Raw genomic sequence first — 15338 nt, forward strand, 5'->3', positions numbered from 1 at the left:
TCACTCTATAAGCAAATTACTTGCTGATTAGTTATTTTCTAGCAGGTTGTTGCTGCCGATAGCAATTTTACGTGGTTGCATTGCTTCTGGAATTTCACGAACCAAATCAATATGTAATAAGCCGTTTTCCATTGATGCGCCTGTCACTTTGACGTAATCCGCTAGCTGGAATTTACGTTCAAAGTCGCGCTCTGCAATGCCTTGGTACACGTAGTTTTTGCCTTCTTCTGCTTTGCGTTCGCCCTTCACAATCAACATGTTTTCGTTTTGAGTCAGATCGAGTTGGTCTTCAGAGAAGCCAGCAACTGCCATAGTAATACGGTAGTTATGCTCGTCTTTTTGCTCAATGTTGTACGGAGGGTAACCGCCAGAAGTATTTTTCGCTGTATTCGCTTCCATCAGGTTTAGCAGACGATCAAAGCCAATTGCATTACGGTATAGTGGTGAGAAATCTACGTTACGCATAAATCTATCCTCTTAATTAAGCAATAGTCTTAGCTCAGATGACCTTCATCTCACAGGCGTGTTTATGCAAAAACCAACGCCGAGCTAAGAGATTCTTATCATTCCGCAGGCCATCATTTGGCTCGGAGACATGATAGGAAATCTAAAGGTTTAAGTTGTGTGCTAAAACGCCATATCCTCTTTTGAGCGATCTCGTTTTAGCGATTCCAGAGGGCTGTCTTCTAGTCTCTAGCAAGCCAGTCATCCTCTTCACAACTAGATATAAGGTCGTCAAAAATGACTTTCAAGGGAAAAAATAAAAAATTTTAAGTGCGCTCGCTATCTCCCCAGAAAGGTCTGTTTACCCTCGCTTTGCGATCGGTATTAAAAAGCCCACCTTTCTGGTGGGCTTAATCTGCACTCTACTTGCGGGAGGATTTACGCGCTTTTACAACGCTCTTTTCTGCCGCATTTTCCTGTTTTAACTTACGCTTTTCTTTCAGACTCAACTGTGGTTGTTTCTTGTCTTTCTTACTCATGACTTCACCTCTATTTATTGACACAACAGACAGCCACACAGCATTTTCTGCGCTGGTGGCTGCGATTGATGAACAATTTCAGTAATCACAAAGCAGCGTCGCTGATTAAAAATTTCTATTTCGAACGCATCATTTTTAGCTCGCCCTAATAAACGGGATCCCAAATAAGAATCGACTGCGAGCATACCTGTCATCGGTTGGCTCTTGTGCGAGTTGACTAACGTCATGCGATATTGATAAGCACGCTCAACATCCACTAAGCGAACCGTATCCCCAACCGCAATACGAGCTCGGTTACGGCAATGGGCTTGTTGCTCGTAAGTTTCAAAGAGTGACAACAACCTTAGTGGTGATTGATAGGTTAAAAAGCGACTGGTTAACCACCAAGTTCGCAGCGCCAAACAGTACGCCGAGAACCAGCGTTCAAACATGATTATTTCCTTCTTAATGCCTTGTCTTACAAATAAATTCAGTGCATTGAACCGGAAGTGCATCACCTCCGGCTTAGTTCAGGAAAGTCATCACCATTTTCTCAACCTCCTTATTCATCAGCTCTTCAGCACTATAGCGAGCAGAAAAAAGAAAGCAAAAGCGCCCAAGCGAACAAAATGGCGAGAAAAAAAGAAAACAGAAATAAAATGGCAAGCTTGATCAGGTTATTGGCAGTTAGCACCAGAAAAACCAAAGTCTTGGCAGAAAGTGGCGATTTTCGTTGGTGGTTAAAACAAAAAAAAGCAGCGATTTCTCGCTGCTTTTTCCTATTAAGACAAGTTGTCGCTACACGTCTAAGTTCGCTACTTTCAGCGCGTTTTCTTCGATGAAGTTACGACGAGGTTCTACTTGATCACCCATTAGTGTTGTGAACAATTGGTCTGCGCCTACCGCATCCTCAATCGTTACTTGCATCATGCGACGCGTTTCTGGGTCCATAGTCGTTTCCCACAGCTGATCTGGGTTCATCTCACCTAGACCTTTGTAACGCTGACGGCTCAGACCACGCATTGACTCTTTAACCAACCAATCAAGCGCTTCTGCAAAGCTTGCTACTGGCATCGTACGCTCACCACGTTTGATGTACGCACCTTCTTCCAGAAGCCCATCCAGCGCTTCTGATAGATCAGCCAACTTGCCGTACTCTTTCGAGTTTAGGAAGTCGATGCTAATTGCATGTTCGTGCGTCACGCCGTGAGTACGAACCACGATCTTAGGCAAGTTTAAGCCTAGTTCTTCGTGCTGTTCAACTTCGTAGCTGTATTGGCTCGCACCCACTTCTTTCGCATTCAGCTGCTCAATAAGCTGCTTCGTCCACGCTTCAACAACTGATGCGTCATGGCATTGCTCAGGCGTTAGACGAGGAGTGTAAATCAGCTCGTTTACCAAAGCACTTGGGTAACGACGGCTCATACGTTCCGCCAGTTTAATACCCGCATTGTACTGTTGAACAAGCTTCTCTAGTGCTTCACCTGCCAATGCTGGTGCTTCTGCGTTTACGTGTAGCGATGCATTATCCAGAGCCAATGATACTTGGTATTGGTTCATCGCTTCTTCGTCTTTGATGTACTGCTCTTGTTTGCCTTTTTTCACTTTGTAAAGTGGTGGCTGAGCGATGTACACGTAACCACGCTCGATAAGCTCTGGCATTTGACGGTAGAAGAAGGTCAATAGTAGCGTACGGATGTGCGAACCATCGACATCGGCATCGGTCATGATGATGATGTTGTGGTAACGAAGCTTGTCCGGGTTGTACTCGTCACGACCGATACCACAACCTAGTGCGGTGATCAGAGTAGCCACTTCTTGCGAAGACAGCATCTTGTCGAAACGTGCTTTTTCTACGTTAAGAATCTTACCTTTTAGCGGTAGGATTGCTTGGTTCTTACGGTTACGGCCTTGTTTTGCGGAGCCGCCTGCCGAATCACCCTCCACTATGTATAGTTCAGAGAGTGCCGGATCTTTTTCCTGACAGTCTGCAAGTTTACCTGGAAGGCCAGCTAGGTCTAGTGCACCTTTACGGCGCGTCATTTCACGAGCTTTACGCGCTGCTTCACGTGCACGTGCTGCATCGATGATTTTCGAACAAACCATCTTCGCTTCTGTCGGGTTCTCAATCAGGAACTCAGACAGTTTTTCACCCATTGCAGACTCAACAGCTGATTTCACTTCAGAAGAAACCAGTTTGTCTTTAGTTTGGCTTGAGAACTTAGGATCTGGCACTTTCACCGAAACAACCGCAGTTAGACCTTCACGCGCATCGTCGCCTGAAGTCGCGGTTTTCGCTTTCTTCGAGAAACCTTCTTTATCCATGAAGCTGTTCAATGTACGTGTTAGCGCAGCACGGAAACCAGCAAGGTGAGTACCACCATCACGCTGTGGGATATTGTTGGTAAAGCAGAAGATATTCTCTTGGAAACCATCGTTCCATTGCATCGCCACTTCAACTGAAATGCCGTCTTCACGCTCTGAGTTAAAGTGGAAGATTTTTTCGATGATTGGCGTTTTGTTGGTGTTTAGGTGATCAACGAACGCTTGAATACCACCTTCATACATGAAGTGATCGTGTTTGTCCGCTTCACGCTCATCAACCAATTTGATCGATACACCAGAGTTCAGGAATGACAGTTCACGCAGGCGTTTCGCCAGAATGTCATAGTGGAACTCAGTGTTAGAGAAGGTCTCGGCACTTGGCCAGAAACGAATTTGTGTACCGGTTTTATCCGTATCACCCACAACAGCTAGTGGCGCTTGAGGCTCACCATGACGGTAGGTTTGCGTATGGATATGGCCACCACGATGAATCGTCAGCTCAACTTTCTCAGATAGCGCGTTTACCACTGAAACGCCTACCCCATGAAGACCACCCGATACTTTGTATGAGTTATCGTCGAACTTACCACCCGCGTGAAGTACCGTCATGATTACTTCTGCTGCAGAGACATTTTCCTCTGAGTGGATTTCTGTTGGAATGCCACGACCATCATCGCTAACGGAAACCGAGTTATCCTCATGAATTGTCACAACGATGTCTTTACAGTGACCTGCCAACGCTTCATCAATTGAGTTATCCACCACCTCGAAAACCATGTGGTGAAGGCCGGTGCCGTCGTCCGTATCGCCGATGTACATTCCTGGACGCTTACGTACCGCATCCAGACCCTTCAGTACCTTAATACTCGATGAATCGTAATTTTCAGACATGAGTTTCTCTCTTCTAGTTTGACTCTATCCTGCCATGTTCCACATGAAACAATTTACCGTTGTCGTCCAACATATCGGCGATTTGGCTTTCAGTGATAGAGCTTACAAATACTTGTGCGCCCGTCTCTTTTAAGCAGTCAGCAAGACGCTTGCGACGTTGGCTATCTAATTCCGACGCAAAGTCGTCAATTAGGTAAATGCATTGTTTACCGGTCATCTCTGTCAGGTGTTGCCCTTGCGCGACACGCAATGCACACACCATGAGTTTTAATTGACCGCGTGACAGAACATCTTCAACGGGCGTTCCGTTCACTTTAATGCGCAAATCAGCCTTGTTTGGGCCACTAAAGGTGTATCCCAATGCCTGATCACGCTCAAAATTCTTTTCTAGTATCTCGTGGTATGGGGTGTCTTTATCCCAGCCACGATAATACTTCAATTGGATCTCAAATTCTGGCAAAAATGTCTGACAGATAGTTTCTGCGACGGTTTTCATCTGTTCGATGTAACTTGCTCGCCATTGGCTGATGTTTTCAGCCAACCCTGCCATTTCCTGATCCCAATAACTGAGTTCACGATAACTATTGGCGGTTTTCAACAACGCGTTGCGCTGCTTGTTTAGGCGCTTGAACCTTCCCCATGCTTGATAAAAAGCGGGCTCGGTATGAAACACGCCCCAGTCAATAAACGCACGACGATGTTTAGGGCCATCTGTCAGTAAATCAAACCCTTCTGGGTGTATCAACTGCAGAGGCAGAACTTGTGCCAACTGCGCTAATTTTTGTCCAGATTGACCGCCTATTTTAACCTCTGTTGAGCCATCACGCTGCTTATTAATGCCGATAGGTAGCTCAAATTGATCCGAGTTCAAAAAACGACCATGAACAAACAGTTCGTCACACTCATTTTGTATCACTCGTCCGGTGAGAGAACTCTTGAATGAGCGGCCATGCCCGAGCAGGTAAACCGCTTCTAAGACACTGGTTTTACCGCTGCCGTTCGGCCCGATAAGAAAGTTAAAGCCTGCTGATAACTCAATATCACAGGCTTTAATGTTTCGAAACTGCTGAATGATGAGACGAGAAAGAGGCATTCAGTTGGCTTATAGACGAATTGGCATCACCACGTACATGGCACTGTCATCGTCGGCATTTTCAATCAATGCGCTAGCGTTAGCATCCGACATCGACACACGTACATTTTCACAACGCAACGTGTTCAGAACATCAAGCACATAGCTTACGTTAAAGCCGATTTCGATGGCGTCACCTTCAAAGGTCACATCAAGCATCTCTTCCGCTTCTTCTTGTTCTGGGTTATTCGCGGTTATGCGCATTTCAGTATCAGCCAGATTCACACGCACGCCACGGAATTTTTCGTTGGAAAGAATCGCAGCACGAGAGAAGGCTTGGCGCAACTCGTCACAACTTGCTATTAGGGTCTTATTGGTGCTCTGAGGCAATACGCGGCGGTAGTCAGGGAAACGACCATCAACCAACTTAGAGGTAAAAGTAAAGTTATTCACCTCAGCACGAACATTGGAGCTACCGATCTGAAGTACTACAGGTTGCTCTGGCGCGTCCATCAACTTCACTAATTCTTGCACACCTTTGCGTGGCACGATGATTTGCTTCTGCGCAAAATCCGCACCCAGCTGAGTTTGCGATACCGCCATACGGTGGCCGTCCGTCGCCACGCTGCGTAGCGTGGTACCGTCAATTTCAAACAACATACCGTTGAGGTAGTAACGAACGTCTTGATTCGCCATCGAGAACTGAGTTTTGTCGATCAGCGTACGTAGATCGGCTTGGCTCAGTGATACTTCCACTTCGCTTTGCCAGTCTTCAATATTAGGGAAATCGTTCGCAGGAAGCGTTGCCAATGAGAAACGGCTGCGACCAGAGCGAACTTGTACGCGATCACCTTCTAAAACAAATGTGATGATCGCATCGTCCGGTAAACCACGGCAGATATCGAGAAACTTACGCGAAGGAACGGTAATGCTGCCCGCTTCAAAATCACCTTCTAGCGTCACTTTGCTTACTAACTCTACTTCAAGATCGGTTGCCGTCATCGACAATACGTTCTCTTCTACTTTAAGAAGTAGGTTACCCAGGATTGGCAGAGTTGGTCGGCCACCTAAAGCGCCCGAAACCTGCTGTAGCGGTTTGATTAAATGACTACGTTCAATGGTAAATTTCATGCTTGGCTCTTTACGCTGTCAGCTCAATAAATGATTTGCTTAGAATACCGTTATTCTAACCGATTACGAGGACAGGGTGCGAATCAAGTTAGAGTAATCTTCTTTAATATCGTGGCTCTCTTCACGCAGCTGCTCAATCTTGCGACACGCATGAAGTACGGTCGTATGGTCACGGCCCCCAAACGCATCACCGATTTCTGGCAAGCTGTGGTTGGTTAACTCTTTTGCTAACGCCATGGCCAGCTGACGAGGACGCGCTACGGAACGAGAGCGACGTTTGGACAGCAAGTCCGCCACTTTTATCTTGTAGTATTCAGCAACCGTCTTTTGAATGTTGTCGATCGTCACCAGCTTCTCTTGTAGAGCAAGCAGATCGCGCAGCGCTTCACGCACAAAATCAATCGTGATTGGACGGCCAGTAAAGTTCGCGTTCGCGATAACGCGGTTCAGTGCACCTTCTAGCTCACGAACGTTCGAACGCAGACGCTTGGCAATGAAGAATGCCACTTCATCAGCAAGGTGGATTTGGTGATCTTCGGCTTTTTTCATCAAGATCGCCACACGCGTTTCAAGCTCAGGCGGCTCGATCGCAACAGTAAGACCCCAACCAAAGCGAGATTTAAGACGATCTTCAACGCCATTAATCTCTTTAGGATAACGGTCAGACGTTAAGATGATCTGCTGGTTACCTTCCAATAGTGCGTTGAAGGTATGGAAGAATTCTTCTTGCGAACGTTCTTTATTAGCAAAGAATTGGATGTCATCGATAAGGAGTGCATCCACACTGCGGTAGTAGCGTTTGAATTCTTCAATCGCATTGTTTTGCAGCGCTTTCACCATGTCTTGCACAAAACGCTCTGAGTGCATGTAGACCACTTTCGCGTTCGGGTTGTTATCCACAATCGCGTTACCCACCGCATGCAATAAGTGGGTTTTACCCAAACCCGTGCCGCCGTATAGGAATAGTGGGTTGTAAGCTGCACCTGGGTTATCCGATACCTGACGCGCCGCAGCCAAACCCAGTTGGTTCGACTTACCTTCAACAAAGTTGTCGAACTTGTGTTTTGGGTTCATGTTTGAGCGGTGATTGATCGCCGCAATCGCTTGAGCGTCGTCATCCCAGGTTTTGTGTACTGGCTTACGTGCCTGTAATTGCGCAGGTGCAGATGACTCCGCAGCCACATCTGCAGGCGTACGTGTCGGCGCTGGTTTTGGAGCAGAGACAGGTCGACTGCCCACTTCAAAGCGTAAGTTAGGAATGTCGCCACCACAGTATTCCTGCAGTAAGCGAGTAATATTGTTCAGATACTTATCACGCACCCAGTCCAACACAAAGCGGTTTGGCGCAAATAGAGTGAGAGTATTGTCATTGAGCTCCGCTTGTAGCGGACGAACCCACATGCTGAATTCTGTAGCTGGTAGCTCTTCTTGAAGCTGCTGCAAACATTGCAGCCAAAGCGAAGATGACACGGTGCCCCCACTGAGTAATTGAATTATCGGAAAAGACTGGCAATTTTACCTGTTGATAACCAAGATCGCCAGCGATTGATCGACGATCCAGTGAATAAGATCCAAGTTATTCACAATTATTTCTGCAAACTTGATGAGATCAACACACCTTGCCCCAAATTTGCCCACACAACGATCCACAATTGGGCAAAATTCACAAGATCGAGCGATTGGTGATAAGTCTGTGTATTATTTTATTCCCAATGCTGATTTTGTCGATCATTTCCCCTGGTTCAGTTCGCATTTTCGTCACATTTAACATTCTTCTTCTATTATCTAATAACTCACAGGTCTAGGTTATTGCTCTTGGTTATTTATTTAATTGAGCTAACTAACAGTAGTATTTCCAACCATAAAATTATGGAGATGTATTATGAAAAACTGGATTAAGGTTGCCGTTGCAGCCATTGCACTGTCGGCAGCAACCGTACAAGCCGCTACTGAAGTCAAAGTTGGTATGTCAGGTCGCTACTTCCCGTTTACTTTTGTAAAGCAAGATAAGCTACAAGGCTTTGAAGTCGACATGTGGGATGAAATCGGCAAACGCAACGATTACAAAATCGAATACGTAACCGCTAACTTCTCTGGTTTATTTGGTCTGCTAGAAACCGGTCGCATCGATACGATCTCCAACCAAATCACCATGACTGATGAGCGTAAAGCCAAATACCTATTCGCAGACCCTTACGTTGTAGATGGCGCACAAATTACCGTGCGTAAAGGCAACGACAGCATCAAAGGTGTTGACGATCTTGCGGGCAAAACCGTTGCTGTGAATCTAGGATCTAACTTCGAGCAACTGCTGCGTCAATACGACAAAGACGGCAAGATCAACATTAAAACGTACGACACAGGTATCGAACATGACGTGGCGCTCGGTCGTGCAGATGCATTTGTAATGGATCGTCTTTCTGCGTTAGAGCTGATTAAGAAAACCGGTCTTCCTTTGGAATTGGCGGGCGAACCGTTTGAAACCATTCAAAACGCATGGCCTTTCGTGGACAACGAGAAAGGTCGTAAGCTGCAAGAAGAAGTAAACAAAGCACTGGCTGAGATGCGCGCAGATGGTACAGTAGAGAAAATTTCCGTGAAGTGGTTTGGCGCTGACATCACGAAATAAGAACTCTTTGTACTTTAGGCCGCAAAGTGGTATCACTCTCGGACTAAAATAAACTTACGTAAAGGTGGAACTTGTTTTCCACCTTTTCTTTTCTCTAGCCTTTAGGTAAGCCGTATGGGATTTGACTTTAATTACATGTTGGAACTGCTGCCGATATTGCTGAAATATCTTGGCACTACCATGGAAATGGCGACATGGGGATTGGTGTTTTCACTGATTTTATCCGTCATTTTAGCCAATATTCGCGTATTTAAACTGCCAGTTCTAGATCAATTAAGCCAACTGTACATCAGCTTCTTCCGTGGCACCCCTCTCTTAGTTCAGCTTTTCCTGCTTTATTACGGCTTACCACAAATTTTCCCATTGATGGTGGGTATTGATGCCTTCTCAGCAGCGGTGATCGGTTTAACGCTGCACTTTGCCGCTTATATGGCGGAAAGTATTCGTGCCGCCATTATTGGTATTGATCGTAGCCAGATGGAAGCGAGCTTGTCGGTGGGTATGACAACATCTCAGGCGATGCGCCGAGTGATTTTACCTCAAGCAACGCGTGTCGCACTGCCTTCATTGATGAACTATTTCATCGATATGATCAAGTCAACGTCTCTCGCCTTCACGCTTGGTGTGGCCGAAATCATGGCGAAAGCACAGATGGAAGCCTCATCAAGTTTCCGTTTCTTTGAAGCTTTCCTTGCGGTTGCTCTTATTTACTGGGGCGTGGTGGTGATTCTGACTCGCGTACAAATCTGGGCAGAAGCAAAACTGAATAAGGCGTACGTACGATGATTAAGTTAGAAAATATTCACAAACGTTTTGGTGAGACTGAAGTGCTGAAAGGCATCGACCTCGATATTAAGCAAGGTGAGATCATCGTGATTATCGGCTCAAGTGGTACGGGTAAATCAACCTTGCTGCGTACGGTGAACTTTCTAGAACAAGCAGATGAAGGTCGTATCACGATAGATGACATCTCCGTTGATACTCAAAAACACACAAAAGCCGAAGTATTAGCGCTGCGTCGTCGAACTGGCTTTGTGTTCCAAAACTATGCCCTGTTTGCCCATATGAATGCGCGCCAGAACATTGCCGAAGGTCTAGTGACCGTTCGAGGTTGGAAAAAAGCCGATGCTCTCAAACGAGCGCAACAAATTCTGGATGACATCGGCCTTGGGGATAAAGGCGATAGTTATCCAGCGGCATTGTCTGGCGGCCAACAACAACGTGTGGGTATCGGCCGAGCGATGGCGCTGCAACCAGAACTGCTGTTATTTGACGAACCAACTTCTGCGTTGGATCCTGAATGGGTTGGAGAAGTTCTCTCATTAATGAAGAAGTTAGCTAATCAGCATCAAACCATGCTGGTGGTGACGCACGAGATGCAATTCGCGAAAGAAGTCGCTGATAGAGTGATCTTCATGGCGGAAGGCAATATCGTAGAGCAAGGTTCTCCACAGGATATCTTCGATAATCCACAAGATCCTCGTTTGAAAAAATTCCTTAACCAAGTAGGAATAGAGTAACGATCAAGCATCAGGATCGATTGATCCTTGAGATTTTACTCACACTACGTATAATCGCCCGGCCGGAATTTCGTACTCATTGAGTCATTGACACATTATGTGAGTGTGATTACAATTCCGCCTCTTTGTTGAGAGGCGTCGGTTGTCCTTCTCTATATAAAGAGCTTCTTTATATAAGAAAGCAAATACCCACGCCGGGTTTAACAAGAACCTAAAACTACTGATCAGTAAAGGTAATTATCATGAAACGCACTTTTCAACCTACAGTTCTAAAGCGCAAGCGTACTCACGGCTTCCGTGCTCGCATGGCAACTAAGAACGGTCGTAAAGTTATCAACGCACGTCGTGCAAAAGGCCGTGCGCGCCTATCAAAATAATCGCTAGTTTATTTTGAACACGTACGCGTTTAATCGGGAGTTACGTTTGTTAACTCCCGAGCATTATCAAAACGTCTTCCAGCAAGCTCATCGAGCTGGCTCGCCTCATTTCACCATCATTGCTCGCAATAACAAACTTTCTCATCCACGATTAGGTTTAGCGGTTCCAAAAAAGCAAATCAAAACGGCTGTCGGTCGTAACCGATTTAAGCGTTTGGCTCGTGAAAGCTTTCGTAACAATCAACATCAGCTTCCAAACAAAGATTTTGTTGTGATTGCGAAGAAAAGCGCGCAAGATTTAAGCAATGAGGAAATTTTTAAGTTGTTTGATAAGCTATGGCAACGCCTGTCTCGCCCTTCACGTGGATAGCCATTGGGCTCGTTTATCTGTATCGCTGGTTTATCAGCCCTTTGATTGGTCCTCGTTGCCGGTTCACACCAACCTGTTCCACTTACGCGCTAGAAGCTTTGAGAGCTCACGGTTTTGTAAAAGGATGTTGGTTATCAGGCAAACGTCTATTAAAATGCCACCCTTTGAATGAAGGGGGGTATGACCCCGTTCCACCAGTCCAAAAACAAGACAGAGATAACTAACGATGGATTCTCAACGTAATATCCTGCTCATCGGTTTGGCCCTGGTTTCTTTTTTGCTGTTTCAACAATGGCAAGTTGCAAAGAATCCAGAACCTCAAGCAGTTGAACAGGCTCAATCAAGCAGCACTCTACCTGCACCATCTTTTGCTGATGAACTTGACCCAGTTCCAGGTCAACAGCAAGCTTCTGCAAAAACTATCACAGTAACGACTGATGTTTTAACTCTGTCGATCGACACCGTTGGTGGCGATGTGGTACATGCCAACCTTAACGAATACTCTGCTGAGTTAGATTCATCAGATTCTTTTGTTCTGCTTAAAGACGCTCAAGGTCACCAATTTATCGCTCAAAGCGGTCTAGTGGGTCCTCAAGGTATCGACTTGAGCAGCACAAATCGCCCTCACTACAACGTAAGTGCAGACAGCTTCACTCTAGCTGACGGTCAAGATGAACTTCGCGTTCCGATGACATTCACTGCAAACGGCATCGAATACACCAAAACTTACATCTTTAAACGCGGCAGCTACGCGCTTAATGTTGAATACGATGTAGTGAACAACTCAGGCAATAACGCAACATTTGGTATGTACGCTCACCTACGTCAAAACCTAATGGACGATGGTGGTAGCATCACAATGCCTACTTACCGTGGTGGCGCATACTCAACAGAAGATACGCGTTACAAGAAGTACAGCTTTGATGATATGCAGGATCGCAACCTGTCTCTTAACCTAGCCGATGGCCAAGGTTGGGCGGCAATGATTCAGCACTACTTTGCCGCAGCTTGGATCCCACGTAACGAACCAGGTACCAACCTATACACTCGTGTAATTGGCAACCTAGGCGACATCGGCGTTCGTATGCCGAACAAAACTATCGCAACAGGCGATCAGGCTAAGTTTGAAGCAACACTTTGGGTTGGTCCAAAACTGCAAGATGAAATGGCAGAAGTGGCACCTAACCTAGACCTAGTAGTGGACTACGGCTGGTTATGGTTCATTGCGAAGCCTCTTCATATGTTGCTTTCATTCATCCAGAGCTTTGTTGGTAACTGGGGTGTGGCAATCATCTGTCTGACCTTCATCGTTCGTGGTGCAATGTACCCACTAACGAAAGCGCAATACACGTCTATGGCGAAAATGCGTATGCTTCAGCCTAAGCTGCAAGCTATGCGTGAGCGCATCGGTGATGACCGTCAGCGTATGAGCCAAGAAATGATGGAACTGTACAAGAAAGAGAAAGTAAACCCACTAGGTGGCTGTTTACCTCTTATCCTACAGATGCCTATTTTCATCGCACTATACTGGGCGCTAATGGAATCGGTAGAGCTTCGTCACTCACCATTCTTCGGTTGGATTCATGACTTGTCAGCGCAGGACCCTTACTACATCCTGCCGCTATTGATGGGTGCGTCTATGTTCCTAATCCAGAAGATGAGCCCGACAACGGTAACGGATCCAATGCAGCAGAAGATCATGACCTTTATGCCGGTTATGTTTACCTTCTTCTTCTTGTTCTTCCCATCAGGTCTCGTTCTGTACTGGTTGGTGTCGAACATCGTAACGCTTATCCAGCAAACTCTGATCTACAAAGGGTTAGAGAAAAAAGGCTTACACAGCAAGTAACCTTTTAGGAAATGATTGAGAAAGGCGGCCAAAAGGTCGCCTTTTTGTTTTTGGCTGATTACAATTCAGCTAACTAAAGTTATGGCTCAATTTGAGCCCAGCTCAAAAGGCAAAATTATGACTACAGATACGATTGTCGCTCAAGCGACCGCGCCTGGTCGTGGCGGTGTCGGTATTATTCGAGTATCAGGCCCTAAAGCCAACCAAGTGGCGTTAGAAGTCACGGGTAAGACACTAAAGCCCCGCTATGCAGAGTACCTGCCGTTTAAGTCAGAAGATGGCACTGTGCTTGATCAGGGCATCGCTCTGTACTTCCCTAACCCGCACTCATTTACAGGTGAAGACGTACTTGAGCTGCAAGGCCATGGCGGCCCCGTCGTGATGGATATGCTGATAAAACGCATTCTAGGTATTGATGGTATTCGAGCAGCTCGCCCTGGTGAGTTCTCTGAACGCGCGTTCCTGAACGATAAACTCGACCTCGCTCAAGCAGAAGCAATTGCAGACCTCATTGATGCAAGTTCTGAAGAAGCAGCAAAATCGGCGCTGCAATCCTTACAGGGCGCCTTTTCAGGGCGCATTAATACCTTAGTTGAGTCGCTGATTCATTTGCGTATCTATGTTGAGGCAGCCATCGACTTCCCAGAAGAAGAGATCGACTTTCTGGCCGACGGCAAAGTGGCTGGTGACCTACAAGCCATCATCGATAACCTAGATGCGGTGCGCAAAGAAGCCAACCAAGGCGCAATCATGCGTGAAGGGATGAAAGTCGTGATTGCTGGTCGTCCAAATGCGGGCAAATCAAGCCTACTGAACGCACTATCAGGCAAAGAGTCTGCAATCGTAACCGACATCGCAGGTACGACACGTGACGTACTGCGTGAGCATATCCACATTGATGGTATGCCACTGCACATCATTGATACAGCAGGTCTGCGTGATGCCTCCGACGAAGTCGAGAAAATCGGTATCGAACGCGCGTGGGATGAAATCGCTCAAGCAGACCGCGTCTTGTTCATGGTAGATGGCACCACAACCGATGCCACCGATCCAAAAGATATCTGGCCAGACTTTGTAGATCGCCTACCCGACAATATCGGCATAACCGTGATCCGAAACAAAGCGGATCAAACGGGTGAAGAAATGGGGATCTGCCACGTCAATAACCCTACCCTCATCCGCTTGTCAGCGAAAACTGGTGCAGGAGTTGAAGCTCTGCGTGAACACCTCAAAGAATGCATGGGCTTCTCTGGCAACAGTGAGGGTGGCTTTATGGCTCGTCGCCGTCACCTCGATGCGTTGGAACGCGCCGCACAGCACCTTCAAATAGGCCAAGAACAGCTTGAAGGCTATATGGCTGGTGAGATATTGGCAGAAGAGCTGCGCATCACCCAACAGCATCTCAACGAGATTACCGGCGAGTTCAGTTCTGACGACTTACTGGGCCGAATCTTCTCTTCATTCTGTATCGGTAAGTAAATAATCGAACGCGCGGTGCTGAGCTTAACTCACACCGCGTTTCTTTTTGTACGGCAAGCCATCCATGAGCTTTAGCCGTCGCATTCAATAAGGAAGAAGTATGATCCACATTATTACAGGCAGCACGCTAGGTGGCGCAGAATACGTAGGGGATCACCTGAGTGATCTACTCAACGAGAATGGATTTGAAACAACGATCCACAATCAGCCATCTCTTGATGAGATCGAAAATCAAGGAACGTGGTTGGTGATCACCTCAACCCATGGGGCTGGTGAGTACCCTGATAATATTCAACCTTTTATCGCGGCATTACAAAATACCCCGCCGAAAATGACCGACGTAAAGTTCGCAGTGATTGCGATTGGTGATTCAAGCTATGATACGTTCTGCGCCGCTGGTCAACACGCTTATGATTTACTAGAGGACATTGGTGCCACACCGCTCGCTGATTGTCTTAAGATTGATGTACTGAGCCATGCAGTACCCGAAGACGCAGCTGAGGCATGGTTAAAAGAGAATATCGAACGCTTTTAAGCTCTCCGCTTTCCCTTCAACAGAGTCGAAATTCGGCTCTGTTTTCCCCAATGTGAATAACTCCCGTCAAATTATTTTGTTTAACTGCTCAAAAACCAATCAAACGAGCTGTGGATAACTACGATAAGATCCAGTGATTTTCCTTTAGTTATCCCAATAACAACTTTGATCAATTTTACCCCCTGTGTATAACTACCA

At 46.4% G+C, this 15338-nt stretch carries 15 protein-coding genes; 9 read left to right on the forward strand and 6 right to left on the reverse strand.

Going from position 1 to position 15338, the window contains the following annotated elements; translation table 11 throughout:
• Positions 1-27 precede the first annotated feature (27 nt).
• The 6 genes from CBX98_RS22645 to dnaA form a co-directional block, all read right to left on the reverse strand.
• Positions 28-465, reverse strand: a complete 438-nt coding sequence (locus tag CBX98_RS22645) for an Hsp20 family protein (protein WP_005394114.1) — start codon at positions 463-465, stop codon at positions 28-30.
• 532 nt (positions 466-997) lie between these two features.
• A complete protein-coding gene (locus CBX98_RS22655; protein WP_012841260.1) occupies positions 998-1414 on the reverse strand; it encodes a GreA/GreB family elongation factor in 417 nt (138 codons plus the stop codon).
• 346 nt (positions 1415-1760) lie between these two features.
• Positions 1761-4178, reverse strand: a complete 2418-nt coding sequence (gyrB, locus tag CBX98_RS22660; RefSeq protein ID WP_005394109.1) for a DNA topoisomerase (ATP-hydrolyzing) subunit B — start codon at positions 4176-4178, stop codon at positions 1761-1763.
• A gap of 13 nt (positions 4179-4191) precedes the next feature.
• A complete protein-coding gene (gene recF, locus CBX98_RS22665) occupies positions 4192-5271 on the reverse strand; it encodes a DNA replication/repair protein RecF (protein WP_005394107.1) in 1080 nt (359 codons plus the stop codon).
• Between the two features lie 9 nt (positions 5272-5280).
• Positions 5281-6381, reverse strand: coding sequence for a DNA polymerase III subunit beta (gene dnaN / locus CBX98_RS22670; protein WP_005394106.1), 1101 nt, complete (start codon positions 6379-6381; stop codon positions 5281-5283).
• Positions 6382-6444: 63 nt separating this feature from the next.
• A complete protein-coding gene (gene dnaA / locus CBX98_RS22675; protein ID WP_005378835.1) occupies positions 6445-7851 on the reverse strand; it encodes a chromosomal replication initiator protein DnaA in 1407 nt (468 codons plus the stop codon).
• 412 nt (positions 7852-8263) lie between these two features.
• On the opposite strand from dnaA, the gene CBX98_RS22685 reads away from it, so the two are divergent.
• The 9 genes from CBX98_RS22685 (at position 8264) to mioC (ending at position 15140) form a co-directional block, all read left to right on the forward strand.
• Positions 8264-9010, forward strand: a complete 747-nt coding sequence (locus CBX98_RS22685) for an amino acid ABC transporter substrate-binding protein (protein WP_005378831.1) — start codon at positions 8264-8266, stop codon at positions 9008-9010.
• Positions 9011-9124: 114 nt separating this feature from the next.
• The gene (locus tag CBX98_RS22690; RefSeq protein ID WP_005378829.1) at positions 9125-9796 is read left to right on the forward strand and encodes an amino acid ABC transporter permease; all 672 of its coding nucleotides are present in this window, start codon (positions 9125-9127) and stop codon (positions 9794-9796) included.
• Complete coding sequence (locus CBX98_RS22695) at positions 9793-10530, forward strand: amino acid ABC transporter ATP-binding protein (protein ID WP_005378827.1); 738 nt, start codon at positions 9793-9795, stop codon at positions 10528-10530. Before CBX98_RS22690 ends, CBX98_RS22695 begins: the two co-directional genes overlap by 4 nt.
• Positions 10531-10772: 242 nt before the next feature.
• Positions 10773-10907 (forward strand): 50S ribosomal protein L34, encoded by a 135-nt coding sequence (rpmH, locus tag CBX98_RS22700; protein ID WP_005378825.1) that lies wholly within the window; start codon positions 10773-10775, stop codon positions 10905-10907.
• Positions 10908-10953: 46 nt separating this feature from the next.
• Complete coding sequence (rnpA, locus tag CBX98_RS22705) at positions 10954-11277, forward strand: ribonuclease P protein component (protein WP_005394102.1); 324 nt, start codon at positions 10954-10956, stop codon at positions 11275-11277.
• A complete protein-coding gene (gene yidD / locus CBX98_RS22710; RefSeq protein ID WP_005378822.1) occupies positions 11244-11501 on the forward strand; it encodes a membrane protein insertion efficiency factor YidD in 258 nt (85 codons plus the stop codon). The genes rnpA and yidD overlap by 34 nt, the downstream gene beginning before the upstream one ends.
• Positions 11502-11503: 2 nt before the next feature.
• Positions 11504-13126 (forward strand): membrane protein insertase YidC, encoded by a 1623-nt coding sequence (gene yidC, locus CBX98_RS22715; protein ID WP_005394100.1) that lies wholly within the window; start codon positions 11504-11506, stop codon positions 13124-13126.
• A 117-nt stretch (positions 13127-13243) separates the two neighbouring features.
• A complete protein-coding gene (gene mnmE, locus CBX98_RS22720) occupies positions 13244-14605 on the forward strand; it encodes a tRNA uridine-5-carboxymethylaminomethyl(34) synthesis GTPase MnmE (protein WP_012841264.1) in 1362 nt (453 codons plus the stop codon).
• 100 nt (positions 14606-14705) lie between these two features.
• On the forward strand, positions 14706-15140 hold the full coding sequence (gene mioC, locus CBX98_RS22725; RefSeq protein WP_005394096.1) for an FMN-binding protein MioC: 435 nt from the start codon (positions 14706-14708) through the stop codon (positions 15138-15140).
• Positions 15141-15338 lie beyond the last annotated feature (198 nt).

Source organism: Vibrio sp. T9 (assembly GCF_003123985.1).
In the GTDB taxonomy this organism is placed as follows: Bacteria; Pseudomonadota; Gammaproteobacteria; order Enterobacterales; family Vibrionaceae; genus Vibrio; species Vibrio diabolicus.

Bases quoted from the DNA above. Each gene is read 5' to 3' on its own strand.
- CBX98_RS22645 (WP_005394114.1), bottom strand. From the start codon at position 465: ATGCGTAACGTAGATTTCTCACCACTATACCGTAATGCAATTGGCTTT.
- CBX98_RS22655 (WP_012841260.1), bottom strand. From the start codon at position 1,414: ATGTTTGAACGCTGGTTCTCGGCGTACTGTTTGGCGCTGCGAACTTGG.
- gyrB (WP_005394109.1), bottom strand. From the start codon at position 4,178: ATGTCTGAAAATTACGATTCATCGAGTATTAAGGTACTGAAGGGTCTG.
- recF (WP_005394107.1), bottom strand. From the start codon at position 5,271: ATGCCTCTTTCTCGTCTCATCATTCAGCAGTTTCGAAACATTAAAGCC.
- dnaN (WP_005394106.1), bottom strand. From the start codon at position 6,381: ATGAAATTTACCATTGAACGTAGTCATTTAATCAAACCGCTACAGCAG.
- CBX98_RS22685 (WP_005378831.1), top strand. From the start codon at position 8,264: ATGAAAAACTGGATTAAGGTTGCCGTTGCAGCCATTGCACTGTCGGCA.
- CBX98_RS22690 (WP_005378829.1), top strand. From the start codon at position 9,125: ATGGGATTTGACTTTAATTACATGTTGGAACTGCTGCCGATATTGCTG.
- CBX98_RS22695 (WP_005378827.1), top strand. From the start codon at position 9,793: ATGATTAAGTTAGAAAATATTCACAAACGTTTTGGTGAGACTGAAGTG.
- rpmH (WP_005378825.1), top strand. From the start codon at position 10,773: ATGAAACGCACTTTTCAACCTACAGTTCTAAAGCGCAAGCGTACTCAC.
- yidD (WP_005378822.1), top strand. From the start codon at position 11,244: ATGGCAACGCCTGTCTCGCCCTTCACGTGGATAGCCATTGGGCTCGTT.
- yidC (WP_005394100.1), top strand. From the start codon at position 11,504: ATGGATTCTCAACGTAATATCCTGCTCATCGGTTTGGCCCTGGTTTCT.
- mnmE (WP_012841264.1), top strand. From the start codon at position 13,244: ATGACTACAGATACGATTGTCGCTCAAGCGACCGCGCCTGGTCGTGGC.
- mioC (WP_005394096.1), top strand. From the start codon at position 14,706: ATGATCCACATTATTACAGGCAGCACGCTAGGTGGCGCAGAATACGTA.